We start from the raw sequence: 17,145 nt of genomic DNA on the forward strand, positions 1-17,145 counted from the left end.
TGCAATGCCACCGCGTATCATGCAGGACATCCCACACAGGCTCCGCACGCATGTCCCGACTCCTGCTGGCCCTCCTGTTGTTGCTGCCACTCGGCGTTTGTGCGCAGACCGCGCCGTCGCCGGCCAGCACCAGCGCAACGCCGCCGGCGCCCGGCCCGAAGGTGCTGCTGCACACCAGCGTGGGCGACATCACGCTGGAGCTCTACCCGGACAGGGCACCCAAGAGCGTGGCCAACTTCCTGCAGTACGTGCACGAAGGCTTCTACGACGGCACCGTGTTCCACCGCGCTATCAGCGGCTATCTGGTTCAGGGCGGCCTGTACACGCGCGATCTGCAGCCGCGGCGTACCCATCCGGCCATCGCCAGCGAGGCCGACAACGGCCTGTCCAACCTGCGCGGCACGGTGGCGGTGGCGCGCGGCGCCGATCCGAATTCCGGCACGGCGCAGTTCTTCATCAACCTGGTCGACAACCGCCGGCTCGACTACGCCGGCAACCAGAGTGGCCTGACCTGGGGATACGCCGTGTTCGGCAAGGTGGTGCAAGGCATGGACGTGGTCGACAAGATCGCTGCCCTGCCCACCCGCGGCCAGGGCCCGTTCGCCGCCGACGTTCCCAGCCCGCTGCCGGTGATCGAGAGCGCGCAGGTGATCGGCGAGGAGGCCCCCGCCCCCGCCGCCAGTGCCAAGGCGCCCGCCAAGGCTGCCGGCACAGCCAAGCCCGCCAAGGCGGCCGGCAGGAAGAGCGGCTGATGCCCAGCCTGTTCATTGCCGACCTGCACCTGGACGACAGCCGCCCGCAGATCACCGATCTGTTCGAGCGCTACCTCGCCGGCGACGAAGTGCGCCAGGCGGATGCGCTCTACGTCCTGGGCGACCTGGTCGAAGCCTGGGTCGGCGACGACGACGATGCCGAGCTGCCCGCGCGCATCGCCCGGGCCACGCGTGCCGTGCGCGAGTCCGGGGTGCCGGTGTATTTCATGCCCGGCAATCGCGACTTCCTGCTCGGCCAGGACTACGCCGACCGCGCCGGCCTCACCTTGCTGGAAGACGGCGTGGTGCACGACCTGTACGGCCGCCCCGCCCTGCTGATGCACGGCGATGCGCTGTGCACCGACGACGTCGCCTACCAGGCCGTACGCCGGCAGGTGCGCATGCCCGATTGGAAAGCCAATATCCTGGCGATGCCGCTGGAAGCGCGCCGTGCCTTTGCCGCCAAGGCACGCGCAGACAGCCGCGCGCACACCGGCATCACCATGGAGTCGATCATGGACGTCAACGCCGATGCAGTCGCCCGCGCAATGCGCGGCGCGGGGGTGACGCGGTTGATCCACGGCCACACGCATCGGCCGGCCATTCACGATTTCCCGCTGGACGGGCAGGACGCACAACGCATCGTGCTGGGCGACTGGTATGAACAGGGCTCGGTGTTGCGCGTGGCACCGGACCGTGCCGAACTGAGTGGGCTTCCGCTCTAAGTACCTGCTGCGCGAGCGCAGAAGTTCGCGGCATGCCAGCGGCGCGTCCGGGTGGACGCCGATCGTGCAAACGCTGCTCCCCTGATCGCGCAGACCTGCCCGCCCATCCCGGGTTTCTGCGCAGCGCGCATTGCGCGCGATCGTCAACGGCCACGGTGGTCGCACCCGCACCCCACCGCCTGCGCCCTGACGGCCGCCTCGGCTACCATTGCGGTTTCGTTTCACATTCGAGGAAACACCCATGCAGCTCGACCAGGTCAAGGCCGTCATCACCGGCGGCGCCTCCGGACTCGGCCACGCCGTGGCGCAGCATCTCGTCGCGCAGGGCGCAAAAGTGGCGCTGTTCGACGTCAACGAGGAGAAGGGCCGGCAGGCCGCGCAGGCGCTGGGCGGCACGGCGCGCTTCTACCGCACCGACGTCACCTCCGAGGAAGGCGTGACCGCCAACGTGGCCGCGGCCCGCGATGCCATGGGCGGGCTCAACGTGGTGATGAACTGCGCCGGCATCCTGGGCTCCGGCCGCGTGCTGGGCAAGGAAGGCCCGATGGCGCTGTCCAACTTCGCCAGCACGGTCATGGTCAACCTGGTTGGCAGCTTCAACGTGGCCAAGGCCGGCGCGGCGCTGATGCAGACCAACGAGGCGGGCGAGGACGGCGAACGCGGGGTGATCGTCAACACCGCCTCGGTGGCCGCCTACGAGGGGCAGATCGGCCAGGCGGCCTACTCGGCGTCCAAGGGCGGCGTGGTGGGCATGACCCTGCCGATGGCGCGCGAGCTGGCCCGATTCGGCATCCGCGTGGCCACGATCGCGCCGGGCATCTTCTGGACGCCAATGGTCGACGGCATGCCCGAAGCCGTGCAGCAATCGCTGTCGGCCTCGATTCCGTTCCCCTCGCGGCTGGGCAAGCCCGAGGAATTCGCGCAGACGGTCGCGTTCATCCTGGGCAACCGCTACATCAATGGCGAGACCATCCGCCTGGATGGCGCGGTGCGCCTGCAGCCGAAGTAAACCTGCCACTCCAGCGGGATGTCCTGTGCGTCATCCCGGCCAATCCAACCCACTGACCGACACTCCATGAAAGCTTCCGACGTCAAGAAAGGCAACGTGGTCGAGCACGACGGTACCGTCTACCAGGTGCGCGACATCGAGCGCAGCGCGCCCACCGCGCGCGGCGGCAACGTGACCTTCCGCTTCACCATGTATTCGATCCCCGGCGGGCGCAAGTTCGATCTCAGCCTGCGCGCCGACGACGACCTGAAGGAAATGGACCTGGTCCGCCGCGCGGCGAATTTTTCCTACATGGACGGCGAGGCGTTCGTGTTCATGGATGCCGAGGACTACACGCAGTACATGCTCGGCCCAGAACTGGTCGGCGACAACGCCGGCTACATCGTCGAGGGCACCGAGGGCTACTACGTGCAGGTCATCGACGACGCTCCGGTCGGCTTGCAGGTGCCCACCAGCGTGGTGCTGACCGTGGTCGACACCGCACCCGAGCTCAAGGGCGCCAGTGCCACCAAGCGGACCAAACCGGCCAGGCTCGATACCGGCGTCGAGATACAGGTGCCCGAATACATCACCAATGACGAGAAGGTGTGGGTCAACACGCTGACGGGCGAGTTCGCCGGCCGCGCCTGACGGCGGAAAGCTGCGCGGGGTGCGCTGGCCGCGGGCTTCCTACACGGCGGTTCAACTAGCGTCAGGCAGAATCGTGGTTCCCCACCCCGGCGATTCGGCCATGCCCGCCAGCGTCTACTCGCTACGCGCCAACCTGCTGGAGAGCCTGACCCGGACCAAGCGCCCGGACGTCCCGCTGCGAGTGGTCGTGCGCAACACGCTGGCCGTGGTACTGCCACTGGCGATCGGCATGGCCTGCGGACATACCGCGGTGGGCCTGGGTGTGGCCGCCGGCGCGCTGGACACGATGTTTTCCGATCAGCCCGGCCCCTATCGCCAACGTGTGCAGCAACTCCTGCTGGCCTCGCTGGCGGCGGGCCTGGCCGCGCTTGCGGGGTTCCTGATCGGCGGGCAGTTGCCGGCCATGTTGCTGGCCAGCGCGCTGGTCGGCTTCGGCGGCGGCATGCTGGTGCTGTTCGGCACCGACCTGGCGCGGGTGGGCATGACCAGCATGATCCTGCTGGTGGTCACTGCCGCCTCGCCCACTTCGCTCGGGCCTGCGGCCGCGGGCGCCGCGCTGATCTTCGCCGGTGGCCTGCTGATGATGCTGTTCTCGGTCGCCGCCTGGCCGCTGCACCGCTACCGGCCGGAACGGCAGGCGCTGGCCGTGGTTTACCGCGGACTGGCCACGCTGGCCCGCCAGCGCGCGCAGGACGACGAGGATGAACCCGCCCTCAGCGGCGCGATGACCACCCTGCAGCAGACGCTGCTGGGGCGTTACCACGCCCGCGGTCGCGCGATGGAAGCCTTCGGCGTAATGCTGGAGCTGGCCGAGCGGATCCGGCTGGAGCTCACCGCGCTCGCCGACGGCTCGTCGGGCCACGCCGTGCCGCTGCGCTTCCGCGTCGGCGTCGCGCGCGTGCTCGACCATATCGCCGAGGCATTGCAGGAAGGCGTCGCGCCGCACGCGGCCGAACGCGCGCTGCGTGCCCTGCGCGCCATCGAGCGCCACGCCGCGGAGAGCGACGTGCAACGCGCGCTGCACGTGCATGCGCTGGCCGGACAGCTGGCCGCCGCCGTGCGCAATGCCAACTGGGCCGGCAGCCGCGGCGAACAGCGCGCCGAGACCGCCGACCTGCGCCTGCCCGCCTCGCTACGGCAGAGCTCGACGCGCGCCATGCTGCTGGCCAACCTCACGCCCCATTCGGTGGCGTTCCGCCACGCAGTGCGCTCGGCCGTGGCGTTGAGCCTGGCGCTGGCGCTCTCGCGCGTGCTCGAACTGCCGCACGGCTACTGGCTGCCGATGACGGTCGCCATCGTGCTGCGCCCGGACTTCGCCGCGACGTTCAATTTCGGCCTGCTGCGCGTGGTCGGCACCGTGCTCGGGCTGGTGCTGACCACGGCGCTGCTGCACGTGATTCCCGACCAGCCCTGGGCCCACCTGGCGCTGATGGGCGTGCTGTGCATGGCCTTCCGCTACCTGGCCACGGCGCACTATGGCATCGCGGTGGCGGCGCTCACCGGCACCGTGGTGGTGCTGCTTTCGTTCGAAGGCGTGGACCCGGGCGTGGCGGTGATGGACCGCGTGGTCAACACCGCGCTCGGCAGCGGCCTGGCGCTGCTGGCCTACGTGCTGTGGCCGACCTGGGAGCGCGGTCGCGCGCGCGCCGCGCTGGCCGACATGCTCGACGCCTACGCCGATTACCTGCGCGCGCTGGGACGTCCGCAACGGCGCGCCTCCCATCGTGAGACACGCACCGCCGCACGCACCGCCCGCACCAACGCCCTTGCCTCGCTCGAGCGCATGCGTGCCGAGCCAGCCACGCCGGCCGCCCTGCTCGACCTGGCACAGGCGCTTTTCTCCAACGGCAACCGGTTGGCGCGCACGGCGATGACCATGGAGGCGCTACTGCAGCATCGCGCGAACCTGCCGGAACAGACCGAGGTGAGCGCCTTCGTCGACCATGCTGCCGCCGCGTTGCACGGCGTCGCCGGCGCCTTGCGCGAGCAGCGCGCAGCCGCGGACCTGCCTGACCTGCGTCTGCTCCAGCGCAGCCTCGGTGCCTTGCTTGCGATGTCCGAAGACCAGGCGGCGGCCGACCAGGTCGCCCGCCTCGCCGACCGCCTCGTCGACAACGTCAATACGCTCGCCCACGTGATCGGACGCTGTCCGCAGGAACCGGCCGCACAGGCAGCCGGCCGGCACGTGCTCCCGTAGTTTTTCTGTCCGACGCGATTTTCGCAAAGCCGTATTGCGCAATCGGCCGGCGGATTTATCCACGTTGTTTTTGGCCCGCGATCAAGCCTGATTCGCGCAAACCCTGTTGTATTATCGCGGGCAGTTCCACAGGGGGATTTCGGACTCATGACCCGCTTCGATCCGGCAGCTTTTCTCGAACCGCTGGAGGGCGATTCGCCCACCGGCAGTGACCTGGAATACGACCCCGATTTTCTCGCCCTGGAACGCGCGGCGGCGCCGCGCGCGGAACGGGCCATCGGCGATGCCGTCAAGGCGGCCGAGGAGCCGGACTGGGACGAGGTCCGCTCGCTCGCCACCGGCCTGCTCGAGCGTTCCCGCGACCTGCGCGTGGCCACGCACCTGGCCACCGCCTGGATGCGCACGGGCGGGATGTCCGGCTGGGCGTCCGGCCTGGGCCTGATCCGCGGGTTGCTGGAAAACCATTGGGACGGCGTGCATCCGCAACTGGACGCGGAAGACGACAACGATCCCACCGCGCGCGTAAACGCGGTCGCGGCGATCGCCAATCCGCTGGGATTGCTCGGTTATTTCCGCAATACGCCATTCGTGCAGTCGCCGCGGCTAGGGCGGTTTTCGCTGCGCGACCTGCGCATCGCCAACGGCACGACGAAAACCGACGGTGGCGACGAGGCTTTGCCGAGCATGGCGGAAATCGAGGCCTGTTGCCTGGACTGTCCGCAAGAGCAGCTCACCGAGACGCTGGAGGCGGTCACCCGCATCCTCGACGACGCCAAGGCCATCGACCAGGTGTTCAACGAACACGTCGGCACCGCCGGCCCGGACCTGAAGCCGCTGCTCAGCGATAGTTATGAGCTGAAGAAATTCATCGAGTCGCAGGTACAGCGGCGCAACCCGGCCGCGGCCGATGGCGACGCGGGCGATGCCGAAGGCGCCGAAGGGTCCGTCGCACCGGGGGCTCGAGCGAGTGTGCCCGGCCGCATCGAGACGCCGCAGGACGTCATGCGCCGCATCGACGAGATCTGCGATTACTACGCCCGCAGCGAACCCTCCAGCCCGGTGCCGCTGCTGCTGCGCCGCGCGCAACGTCTGGTCGGCAAGAACTTCCTCGACCTCCTCAAGGACCTCGCGCCCGGCGGTGTCAGCGAGATGGAAGTGATCTCGGGTCCCAGCGAGGAGTAACGCGCTCTGCTCCTCTTCCCTTCGGGGAGAGGGTTTGGGGTGAGGGGCCGGGGCTCGCGGGACAGCTCGTTGGTTTGCGGGACTTGTTTGTCGCTCTTGCGGGATTTTCCCGTGGCTTGACCGGGAGCGAAGAGCTTCCGATCACCTTCGGCGCTCGATCGGAAGCCCGCCGCAGGCGAGCCCAGTCGCGGAAGCGCCCCGCAAGAACGATAAAAAAGCCCCCCCAACGGGCCTCCCCGCGAGGCCCGGCCCCTCACCCCATCCCCCTCCCCGCAGGAGAGAGGAAGCAGAGCGCGTCAGCGCACGCCCTTGCACATGGGTGCGCCGGAGCGCACGAACAGCTGGCGCACGGCCGGATCCCAGCTCAGCGACAGGCCGCCCGGGAGGCCTACGGTGGCGTTGGCGTCCGCACTCTGCTCGAACGGACCGGCCGAGGCGCTGGCGCCGTCGGCATAGCCAACGGTCGCGGAGATGCGGTAAGCGACCGGGTCGATGCAGGCCGACGTGTCGATCGCTTGCGCGACGGTGGCGCCGTAGCCCTCCAGCGGCGGCAGTGTGCCCTTGCCCAACGCTACGGTGCGCGGATCGCTGTGGCCGCACACTGCGTCGAGCGAGTAGCCCACGGTGAATTTCGGCGCAGGCACCACCTGCACGGCAACGGCCGCTTCCGGTTGCGCGCCGCAGCCGACCAGGAAAGCCTTGTGCTGGGGCCGCACGTGGAATACGTAGCTGCCCGGCTTGAGCGCCGCGGTGTCCGGCCACTCGAACTCGATGCGCGTCGGCAGCACGTTGGTGAGGCGCGGCTGCGAGGGCAGCGGCGCACCGCTGGCGTCGGTGGCGGTTACCTGCGGGTCCGGACACTGCGGGTCGGCCAGCTCGCTGCCCAGCAGCGCCAGCGCCATCGGCTTGCCCGTGCCGCGCAACGCGAACAGCGGCGCGTGGTCGGAGGTTTCCACGCGATCGATCGTCGCCTGCATCGGCTTGCCTTCGGCCGGCGCCTGCGCCAGCTGGCGTACCGACAGCGCCAGCGCCTGGGCCATGGCCGCCGACTCGCCCGCGCGGCAGGCCTCGGCGGCGTCCGCGAAGTCGCTGGCCAGCCCGGCGGCCGCATGGGCGCGCAGGACGCGGCCTCGATCGCGGTCGTCCAATGCCGTCAGCGGCTGGGTGCTGCGGTCGGCGAGCGTCGCGCGCAGGTCCTGCGCCAACGCCTGCAACTGCCGTGCGACGGCCGCGGTGTCGGCGCGCCCGGCCAGCCGCTGCCGCGCGGCATCGAGCTGGCCGGCCACGCTGCCCGGCGTCAACCGCGGTGACAGCTGCGCGCCGGCGGGCGTGGCCGCCGCCAGCAGCAGCCCGATTGCAGCCAACACCCGCAACGAACGGCAGGCCGCGCGTCGGCGCGGCAGGGCCTCATTCATCGCATTCCTCCATCTCCGGATCGCAAGCCTGCTGGTCCGGCGGCAGCAGGATGCCGGACGGCACGATGCCGAACGAGCGATAGTTGGCCGAGATCACGCTGGGATCGATATAGACGTCCGTGTGGTTGTTGGCGTTCTGCGCGCGGCTGGTGAACAGCGAGGTCGGCACGTTGACGCTGGAGCCGCCGGTCAGCGGCAGCACGCCGCCGCTGCCGTTGACCGCATAGAAGTACGCCGGCGGCATGCCGACCAGGTCGACCGCCTGCGGTCCGGTGCCGGTGACGTAGATCGGTGCGTCCGAACTGCCGATGCGACCGGTGGAAGAGAAGCTCCCTTCGCCGTCGTACAGCCAGGTGTTGCCGACCTGCAGCAGGTCGCCGCCGGTCACACCGAGGTAGAGCCGGGAGGTACCGGCGTCGACGGTGAAGCTGCTGCCACCCACCGAAGCGAGCGTGAGCGTCTGTGCGTTGGTCAGGCTGAAGCCAGCGCGCGAAGAGAAGTCGCCAAGGGTGCCGATGTAGTTGGCCAGCGGGCTGATCGCGGTGCCGAGGCTGGTCACGCCACCGGCATGGCCGGAGAGCGTGTTGGCGACGATGCTGCCGCCCTGCCCTTCGGTGATCGCGCCAGAGGAGGTGAGCGTGGTGGCCTTGCCGCTGATCTTGCCGTTGACCAGCAGGTCGCCCCGGGTGGTCGTGAGGCTGACGCTGCTGCCGCCGTCGAGCGGGCCGGTCACGGTCAGCGATGGGCCGTTGCTCAAGGTGAAGCCAGCCGCCGTGAACGCACCCAGCGTGTCGACGCGGTTGGCGCCCGCGAGCGAAGCCGCGCCGGAGGCGTGGCCGGTCAGGATGTGCGCGTTGAGGCTGCCGGCGCCGCTCTCGCTGATCGCGCCGTTCACCGCCAGCGTCGTGGTGTCGCCGGTGAGCGAGCCGGCGATGGTGAGGTTGCCGCCGGTGGTCAGCGTGGTGCTGCCACCGCCGTCGACGGTGCCGTTCACGGTCAGCGCGCGGGTGCTGGTGAGCGCCAGGCCGTTCGCGCTGAAGTTGCCCAGCGCGCCGATGGCGTTGGCCTGGTCCAGCGTGGTGCTGCCGGACGAATGGCCGCTCAGGCTGTCGGCGCTGATCAGGCCGCCGGCGGTCTGGCTGATCCGCCCACCCGACTGCAGGGTCACGGCGCCGCCGTGGACCGTCCGGCTGAGCGCCAGGTCGCCGGCGGATTCCAGCGCGATGGTGTTGCCGGCGAGCGCGGTATTGACCGACAGCGTGCCGGCCGTGGTGGCCAGGGAGAGATTGCCGCCGCTGGCGGTCAGCGGTCCGTTCACCGCCAGCGCCTTGCCGTTGCGCAGGGCGAAGTCGCGGGCGCTGAAAGTGCCCAACGTGTCGATCCGGTTGTCGCCCTCCAGCGCAACGTCACCGCCGGCCTGGCCGGACAGCGTGCCTGCGGTGATGCGCCCGTGGCTGCCCTGGTCGATGGCGCCCGCAATGTTCAGCGTCGCCGCGGTGCCGGCCAGCGAGCCATTGACGGTCAGGCCGCCCGCAGTGGTGGTGAGCGTGGTGCTGGCGCCGCCGTCGACCGCGCCGCTGACGGTGAGTGCCTTGCCATTGGTGAAGTTCAACCCGGCCGCATCGAGATTGCCCAGGTTGCTGACCGAATTGTTGCCGGTGAGGCTCGCGCTGCCACCGGCATGCCCTTCGAGCGTATCGGCAATGACGCGCCCGCCGCCGGTCTCGCTCAGCGTGCCGGTCGCGCTGAGCCGCGTGCCGGCGCCCTTGACCGTGCCGCTTACCGCCAGGTTGCCGGCGGCATCCAGCGAGGTGCTGGCGCCGCCGTCGACCGTGCCCGCCACGCGCAGGTTCTGTGCGTCGTGCAGGCTCAGGCCCGCCGCCTGGAAGTTGCCCAGCGTGCCGATCAGGTTGGCACCGTTGAGGGTGGCCGCGCCGCTGGCCTGTCCGGCAAGGGTGTCGGCGACGATCTTGCCGCTGGCGCCCTCGCTGATCGTGCCGTTGGCCGAAAGCGAAGTGGCATCGCCCTGCACCGTGCCGTTGATGCGCAGGTCGCCGCCCGTGTTGATGGCCGTGCTGGCGCCGCCGGCGACCGTACCAGTGACCGTCAGCGCCCGGTCGCTAGTGAGGCTGAAACCGTTGGCGGTGAAGTTGCCGAGCGCCGAGATGGCGTTGGCCTGATCGAGCACGGTGCTGCCGCCGGACTGGCCGCTCAGCGTGCCGGCGGTGATCAGGCCCGTGGCGGTCTGGCTGATCGAGCCGCTCGACTTGAGGCTGACGGTATTGCCCTGGATCGTTTTGCCAAGCACCAGGTTGGCGGCCGAATCCAGAGCGACGGTGCCACCGCTTAGCGCCGAGTTCACGGCCAGCGCGCCAACGGTGGTGGTGAGCGCGATGTTGCCCGTATCGACACCCAGGCTGCCGTTCAAGACAAGTGCCTGGCCGTTGGTCAACGCGAAGTTGGCCGCGTTGAAATTGCCTAGCGTGCCGACGTGGTTGGAGCGCGTCAGGGTGACACCGCCGCTCGCCTGGCCGCTCAACGTGCCGGTGGCGAGGTTGCCGCTGGCGCCCTCGGTGATCGCGCCACCCACGTCGAGCGTGGTGGCGGCGGCACTGAGCGTGTCGTCGATGGCCAGGTTGCCGGCGACGGTCAGCGCCGCCGTGCCGGCCACCGTGACCGGCCCGGCGAGGGTCAGTCCGCGGGTGTTGGTGAGTGCCAGGTTGGCCGCACTGAAACTGGCCAGGTTGCCCAGTTGGTTGGCCCCGGCCAGGCTGACGTCACCAACGGCGCTGCCAGTGAGCGTGCCCGCCGTGATCGAGCCGCCGCTCTGCGCGATCCCCGCGCCGGACTGCAGGCTGACCTGGCCGCTGCCGGCGTCGATGCTGCCGCCGGACTGGCTGATGCCCATGCCTTGCAGGTCGATGGCCCCACCGCTGATGTCGCCGGTGATCGTCAGCAGGCCGCCGCTGCTGGTGATGGCGACGCCGGTGCTGCCGCCGTCGACCGGTCCGGCGATGGCCAGGCTGCCACTGTTGAGCAAGGTGAAGCCGTCGGCGCTGAAGCTGTCGAGCTGGCCGATCGCGTTGCTCTGTCCCAGGAGGACGGTGCCGCCGGCGCTACCGGTCAGGTGGGCGGCGGTAAGCGTGCCGGCGGTCTGCGTGATGTCGCCCGCGGTGCTGGAGAGCGTCAGGGTGTTCGCCGCGGTCACGGCGTCGCCCAGGGTCAGGCCATCGCGCCCGCTCAACGAGACGTTGGCGCCGCTGAGCGCGCCGCCGGTACCGAGCACGCCCCCGTTGGAGGCGAGCACCAGGTCGGCGGTGCCGGTGTCGATGGCACCGACAGGGAGCGTCAGCACGCCGTCGGCGATCAGGCTGACGCCGGTGTCGGGCGCATTGGCGAGCAGCGCGACCGTCAGGTCGCCGGCATCGTGCACGGCGATGCCCGCGCCGGTGAGGCTGACGGCGCCAGCGAAGTGGTTGCCGGTGTTGGAAAGCGTGATCGCCCCTGTGCCGGCATCGAGGACGCCCAGGCCCTGGACGTCCAGCGCCCCGGACTGGGTGATGGCGCCGCCGTGGCTGGTGGCGGAGAGGTCGCCGCCGATGGTGCCGCTGCCCAGGCCCAGGTTGCCGGTGCTGGTCGCAGTCAGGGCACCGGTGTTGAGCGTGCCCAGCACCAACGCGTTGGCGTCGGTGACGAGGATGTCGCCACCGGCCAGGTTCACGCTGCCCTGGAAATCGTTGAGCGCGCCCAGCGTGATCAGGCCGGTGCCCGCGTTGATCGTGGCGGTGCCGGTGACGGTGAGCGCGCCGGTCTGGGTGATATCGCCGCCGCTGCTGTCGAGGTCGAGCGTGCCGATGATAGTGCTCGCGCCCAGTGCCAGGTTGCCATGGCTGGTGACCGACAGCGCGCCGGTGGTGAGCGTCCCCAGGCTCAGGGCGTTCTTGTCGGCGATGCCGACGGTGCCGCCGGTCAGGGCGACGGTATCCGTGAAGTCGTTGTTGCCGTCGGTCAGCGTGATCGCACCAGTGCCGGCGTCGATCGAACTGGTGCCGGTGACGGTCAGCCCGCCGCTGGCCTGGCTGATGGTGCCGCCGTTGCTGGAGGCGGTCAGCACGCCGTTGACCGTGCCCTGCCCGAGTACCAGGTTGCCGTGGCTGGTAACGGTGAGGTAGCCGGTGTTCTGCGTGGCCAGGGTCAGCAGGTTGGCGTCGGCGATGGTGGTGTCGCCGCCGGTCAGCGCGACGTCGCCCTGGAAATCGTTGCCGGCCGCGGCCAGCGAAACGCTGCCTGTGCCGGCGCCGACCGTGGTGGTACCGGCGACGTCGAGCGTGCCGCCAACCTGGCTGATGGCTGCGTTGGTGCTGGCCAGGGTCAGCTTGTTCCTGGCAACGATGTTGTCGTTGAGGATCAGGCCGCCGTCGCCGCGCAGCGAGACGTTCTTGCCGCCCAGGTCGGCGCTGGTGCTGAAGCTGCCCCCCGCGCCCAGCGTCAGGTCGCCGTTGCCGGTGTCGATCGCACCCAGCGCGACCAGGTCCAGCGCGCCGCCCGCGATCAGGCTCACCGAGCCGTCGGTGCCGGCGTCCAGCGCGGCCATGTGCAGATCGCCCATGGTCTGCACCGAGACCCCGGCGCCCTGCGCGCTGACCAGTCCGGTGAAGGCATTGCCACTGTCGTCCAGCAGCAGCGCGCCGCTCCCCGCCTGCAGGGTCACCGCCCCCGCGCCCGCCGCCTGGACGATGCTGCCCGATTGCGTGATCCCGGTACCGGCGAGCGACAAGGTGCCTGTGCCCAGCGTTGACGCGCCCAGCAGCAGCGCGTTGCTGCCGTTGTCCAGCGCCACGTCGAAGGCGCCGCTGTTGAGCAGGCTCACCGCGCCGTGGAAATCGTTCCCCGCCGCGTTCAGGGTGATGGCGTTGGCGCCGGCGTCGATGGTGCTGGTGCCGGTGACCGCGAGTCCGCCGCCCTGGGTGATCGCGCCATCGTTGCTCGTGGCGGCCAGATCGCCCCCTACGCTGCCGCTGCCCAGGTCGAGCGCGCCATGGCTGACCACGGTGAGGCCGCCCGTGGCGAGCGTGCCCAGGGTCAGGCCGTTGCCGTCGGTTACCGCGGTGGTGCCGCCGGCAAGGCCGACGGTGCCGGCGAAGTCGTTGCCCGCGTTGGTCAGGGTGATGGCGTTGCTGCCGGCATGGAAGTCCGCGTTGCCGCCGACCAGGAATGCGTTGCCCTGGGTGATGTCACCGCCGGTGGTGGTCACCGACAGATCGCCGTTCACCGCGAGCGCGCCGGCGCCGAAGCTCTGGCTGCTGGTGCTCAGGCTGGCCAGGCGGCCGTTCGCGCCGCCGCCTACCGCACCACCGAAGCTGACGCCGCCGTTGCCGGCGTCGATGGTCAGCGCGCGGGCCGTCGCGTCGGCGTTGTCGACGGTACCGGCAAAGCCCGCCGAGCCACTGCTGCTGGCAAGCGTGACATCGGCGCCCAGCAACACGGTGCCGTAACTCTGGCTGCCACCGGTGCTGACGTCGCCGTCCAGGGTCAGCGTGCCGGTGCCGGTCTGCGTCAGGCCGCCCGTGCCGCTGACCGTGCCGGCCAGCGTGAGGTTGGTGCCGGCATCGGTCTGCAGGGTGCCGCCGCCGGCGCCCAGCGCCAGCGTGCGATCCAGCACCAGCGATGCGGTGTTCTCCAGCGTGCCGCCATCGAGGGTCAGCGTGCCGGTGGTCGCGCCCAGGTTGGCATTGCTGGAGACCGAGAGCGTGCCCCCGCTCAGCGTCGTGCCGCCGCCGTAGGTGTTGGCGCCGCTCAGCGTTTCGCTGCCGCCGGCCAGGGCGAGCCCGCCGCTGCCGCCGATGATGCCGCTGAAGCTGCCCGACGCATTGGCCAGCGTCAGCGTGTTGCCGCCCAGGGCCACCGTGCCGGCGCCGCCCAGGCTGGCAATGGTTGCGCCGGTGCTGCTGCCGGAGATGTCGAGCGTGCCGTCGGCGGTCACGCCATGGGAGCCGGCCACGCTGCCTGCACCGGCCAGCGCCAGCGTGCCGGCGGCAATGTCGGTGGCGCCGGTGTAGGTGTTGATGCCGGAAAGAGTGAGCTTGCCGCTGCCCGTCTTCGCGAGGTCGCCGCTGCCGCTGATCACGCCGGACAGGCCGAGGTCGGCGCCGGTCTGCAGCGTGCCGTTGCCGAGCAGGGTCACGCTGCGCGCGCTGGTGAACGCGCCGGAGGTGGCGAGCGTGCCGCCGTTGAAGACGAGATTGCCCGACGCCGCGCCGAGGTTGGCGTCGCTGGAGATCGTCAGCACGCCGCCGTCGAGCGTGGTGCCGCCGGTATAGAGGTTGCTGCCGCCGAGCGTCTGGTTGCCGTTGGCCAGCACGAGACCGCCGCTGCCGCCGATCGCGCCGCCGAAGCTGCCGGAGGCGTTGCTCAGCGTCAGTGTCTTCCCGCCCAGAAGCACCACGCCGCTGCCATCGAGACTGGCGATGGTCGCGCCCGAGGTCGTGCCCGAGACATCGAAGGTGCCGTTCGCCACGACGCCGCTGGATGCCGCGACGCTGCCGGTGCCGCTGAGCTTCAGCGTGCCGGCGCTGATGGTGGTGGCGCCGCCGTAGGTGTTGACGCCGGCGAGTGTTTCGCTGCCGCCGGCGACGCTGAGCCCGCCGGTCCCTCCGATCACGCCAGCGAAGCTGCCGGTGGCGTTGCTCAGCGTGAGCGTCTGGCCGCCCAGCGCCACCGTGCCGCTACCGTCCAGGCTGGTGATCGACGCGCCCGACGTGGTGCCGGAGATGTCGAGCGTGCCGTCGGCAGTGACGCCGCTGGAGGCGGCCACGCTGCCCGCGCCCGACAGCGCCAGCGTGCCCGCGGCGACGTCGGTCGCGCCGGTGTAGGTCTCGATGCCCGAGAGCGTCAGCTTGCCGGTGCCGGTCTTGGTGAGGTTGCCGGCGCCGCTGATCAGACCCGAAAGCGTGAGGTCGGCCCCGGTCTGCAGCGTGCCGCTGCCCTGCAGCACGATCGCGCGCGCGCTGCTGAAAGCGCCCGTGTTGTTGAGCGTGCCGCCATTGAACGTCAGGTCGCCGGTGCCCGCGCCCAGGTTGGCGTCGGCGGCGACCTTGAGGGTGCCGGCGTTGATGGTGGTGCCGCCGCCGTAGGTATTGGTGCCGCTGAGCGTGAGCGTGCCGGCGCCGGACTTGGTCAGCCGCCCGCTTCCGCTGATGGTGCCGGACAGGGTGAGGGCGGCGCCCGCCTGCACGGTGCCGTTGCCCAGCAAAGCGATGTCGCGGGCACTGCTGAAGGCGGCGCTGGTCGCGAGCGTGCCGCCATTGAAGGTCAAGCCGCCGGTGGACTTGCCGAGGCTGCCGTCGCCCGACACCGTCAGCACGCCGCCGCTGAGCGTGGTGCCGCCGCTGTAGGTGTTGGTGCCGCTGAGCGTCTGCGTCCCGCCGGCCAGCACCAGGCTGCCGCCGGAACCTTTGATGACGCCGCTGAACACGCCGCCGTTGGCGTTGCTCAAGGTCAGCGCGTTCCCGCCCAGGTTGGCCAGGCCGTTGCCGTCCAGGCCACCGATGCTGGCGCCGCTGCCCAGGCCGGAGATGTCGAGCGTGCCGCTCACGCTGTGCACCATGCCGGCCACGGAAAGACCGCCGCTGCCGCCGACCGTCAGCGCATCGGTGAGGTTGACGCGACCGCCCGCACCGGGGGTGAGCACCAGGCCAGCGGTGCCGCTGGTGGTCACTGCCGCGTCGATGTTGACGTCGTTGACCGCGCTGAGCGTGAGCGTGTGGGCCGCCCAGCTGAGCGTCTGTTCCACGTTGATGTTGCCGGCTGTGCCCGAGGCACCCATCGACGACGTGATGGTGACATCGCTGGACGAGAGGTTGCCCTGCAACGTGGCCGCGGTCATGTCGCCGCCGCTGCTGCTGATGGTGAAGTCGACCGGGTCGATCAGCCACATGCCGCTGCGGCCAAGGGCCGCATGCGTATCTACGCGGGTGGTGTCGGCGATCTGCACGTGCCCGGCCGAGGTCTCCACGAAGCCGCCGTCGCCGCCCTGGGCGCCGCCGCGGGCGCTGAACTGACCGGCGACACGCGTGTCGTGGTCGCTCCACACCACGATCGAACCGCCCTTCCCCGACTGCGTGGCATCGGCGCTCAGCCTGGCCCCGGCGTCGATGGTGCTGGTGGAGGAGCGCAGCAGGCCTTCCCCGCCTTGCGCGCCGCCGCCGACGCGGATGCGGCCGCCACCCTGCGCGCCGGAGGCATCGACGCTGCCGCTCACCGCCACGTTGCGGTCGGACAACAGCTGCACGCTGCCGCCGTGCACGCCGGTCGCGTCGATGCTGCCGCTGTCCGTCGTGTCGCCGCCGCGGGCGACCAGCCGCACGACGCCACCGTCGTGGCTGATCGCGCCGGCGTCGATCACGCCCGAGTTGTTGACCAGGTTGGTGAACAGATCGCGCGCTGCAGCGGCCTCAAGTACCACAGTACCGCCGTCGGCCTGCAGCGTACCCGTATTGTTCAACGCCGCCTTGGCGTCCAGGCGATGCTTGAGCTCGCCGGTGATCTGGACGTTTATCAGTCCATCTCCGTCGAAGTCGAGCACCGCATGGTCGGCGCCATCGAGGTTGATCCGGCCGTAGTTGGCCAGGATCACGCCATCGTTCTGTACGCTGCCGCCGATCAGGCTGACCGAGCCACCGCTGGCTGCGGCGATGGTGCCGTGGTTGACGATGCCGGCCCCGCCGCCGACCGCGTTGAGGTTGAAGTGGCTGGAGAGGAAATCGGCAGGCGTCAGATCCAGCGTGCTGGCTACCAGGCCACCCACGTTCACCTGCGCGGTCGTGCCGAAAATGATGCCGTGGGTGTTGATCAGGAACACCTGCCCGTTGGAGCTGATCTGGCCGAAGATCTGGCTGGGGTTCTGGTCGAGGATGCGGTTGAGCGCCACCGCCGAGGTGCCCGGCTGGTTGAAGCGCACCGTGGCGTCCTGGCCCAGGTTGAAGCTCTGCCAGTCCAGCGCGAGTTTCTGGCTGAGCTGGTTGATCACCACGCTGGCGCCATCCTGCGAGATGCTGCCGCTGCCGCCGACGATGCTGCCGCCGGTCGGCGTGGTGGTGCGTCCCACGCTGCCGGCCTGCGCCGGTGCGCTGGCCAGCGCGCCGCACAGCAACAGCGACAGGCTCAGCGGCAACGCCTTGCGACGCAGGCTGGCGAGGGATTCCTTGCGGGAGGTCGCGCGGGTGGTGTGCATGGT

General features: G+C 70.3%; 8 protein-coding genes. 6 read left to right on the forward strand and 2 right to left on the reverse strand.

Translation table 11 applies throughout. The annotated features are described in order from the left end of the window. Nucleotides 1-50 precede the first annotated feature (50 nt). The 6 genes from BMZ38_RS00990 (at nt 51) to tssA (ending at nt 6,495) form a co-directional block, all read left to right on the forward strand. Nucleotides 51-752 carry a peptidylprolyl isomerase gene (locus BMZ38_RS00990; RefSeq protein ID WP_091333077.1) on the forward strand — a complete coding sequence of 234 codons (702 nt, stop codon included), beginning with the start codon at nt 51-53 and terminating at the stop codon, nt 750-752. After that, nucleotides 752-1,477 carry a UDP-2,3-diacylglucosamine diphosphatase gene (gene lpxH / locus BMZ38_RS00995; protein WP_091333078.1) on the forward strand — a complete coding sequence of 242 codons (726 nt, stop codon included), beginning with the start codon at nt 752-754 and terminating at the stop codon, nt 1,475-1,477. Before BMZ38_RS00990 ends, lpxH begins: the two co-directional genes overlap by 1 nt. 241 nt (nt 1,478-1,718) lie before the next feature. After that, nucleotides 1,719-2,486, forward strand: a complete 768-nt coding sequence (locus tag BMZ38_RS01000; protein WP_091333079.1) for an SDR family NAD(P)-dependent oxidoreductase — start codon at nt 1,719-1,721, stop codon at nt 2,484-2,486. 66 nt (nt 2,487-2,552) lie between these two features. Beyond that, the gene (gene efpL / locus BMZ38_RS01005) at nt 2,553-3,116 is read left to right on the forward strand and encodes an elongation factor P-like protein EfpL (RefSeq protein WP_091333080.1); all 564 of its coding nucleotides are present in this window, start codon (nt 2,553-2,555) and stop codon (nt 3,114-3,116) included. Between the two features lie 100 nt (nt 3,117-3,216). Further along, on the forward strand, nt 3,217-5,313 hold the full coding sequence (locus BMZ38_RS01010) for an FUSC family protein (protein ID WP_091333081.1): 2,097 nt from the start codon (nt 3,217-3,219) through the stop codon (nt 5,311-5,313). Nucleotides 5,314-5,460: 147 nt separating this feature from the next. Beyond that, entirely contained in the window at nt 5,461-6,495 is a 1,035-nt protein-coding gene (tssA, locus tag BMZ38_RS01015; RefSeq protein WP_091333082.1) for a type VI secretion system protein TssA, read from the forward strand. A 296-nt stretch (nt 6,496-6,791) separates the two neighbouring features. Here the strand turns inward: tssA and BMZ38_RS01020 are convergent, their stop codons facing one another. Together BMZ38_RS01020 and BMZ38_RS01025 are read right to left on the reverse strand one after the other, a co-directional pair. Then, nucleotides 6,792-7,910 (reverse strand): hypothetical protein, encoded by a 1,119-nt coding sequence (locus tag BMZ38_RS01020; RefSeq protein WP_091333083.1) that lies wholly within the window; start codon nt 7,908-7,910, stop codon nt 6,792-6,794. Then, nucleotides 7,903-17,142, reverse strand: a complete 9,240-nt coding sequence (locus tag BMZ38_RS01025; protein WP_091333084.1) for a two-partner secretion domain-containing protein — start codon at nt 17,140-17,142, stop codon at nt 7,903-7,905. The genes BMZ38_RS01020 and BMZ38_RS01025 overlap by 8 nt, the downstream gene beginning before the upstream one ends. Between the last annotated feature and the right edge of the window lie 3 nt (nt 17,143-17,145).

Source organism: Frateuria terrea (assembly GCF_900115705.1).
Lineage (GTDB): Bacteria > Pseudomonadota > Gammaproteobacteria > Xanthomonadales > Rhodanobacteraceae > Frateuria_A > Frateuria_A terrea.

Coding starts and splice junctions, on each gene's coding strand:
- BMZ38_RS01010 (WP_091333081.1), top strand. CDS start 3,217: ATGCCCGCCAGCGTCTACTCGCTACGCGCCAACCTGCTGGAGAGCCTG.
- BMZ38_RS01020 (WP_091333083.1), bottom strand. CDS start 7,910: ATGAATGAGGCCCTGCCGCGCCGACGCGCGGCCTGCCGTTCGTTGCGG.
- BMZ38_RS01025 (WP_091333084.1), bottom strand. CDS start 17,142: ATGCACACCACCCGCGCGACCTCCCGCAAGGAATCCCTCGCCAGCCTG.
- efpL (WP_091333080.1), top strand. CDS start 2,553: ATGAAAGCTTCCGACGTCAAGAAAGGCAACGTGGTCGAGCACGACGGT.
- lpxH (WP_091333078.1), top strand. CDS start 752: ATGCCCAGCCTGTTCATTGCCGACCTGCACCTGGACGACAGCCGCCCG.
- BMZ38_RS01000 (WP_091333079.1), top strand. CDS start 1,719: ATGCAGCTCGACCAGGTCAAGGCCGTCATCACCGGCGGCGCCTCCGGA.
- BMZ38_RS00990 (WP_091333077.1), top strand. CDS start 51: ATGTCCCGACTCCTGCTGGCCCTCCTGTTGTTGCTGCCACTCGGCGTT.
- tssA (WP_091333082.1), top strand. CDS start 5,461: ATGACCCGCTTCGATCCGGCAGCTTTTCTCGAACCGCTGGAGGGCGAT.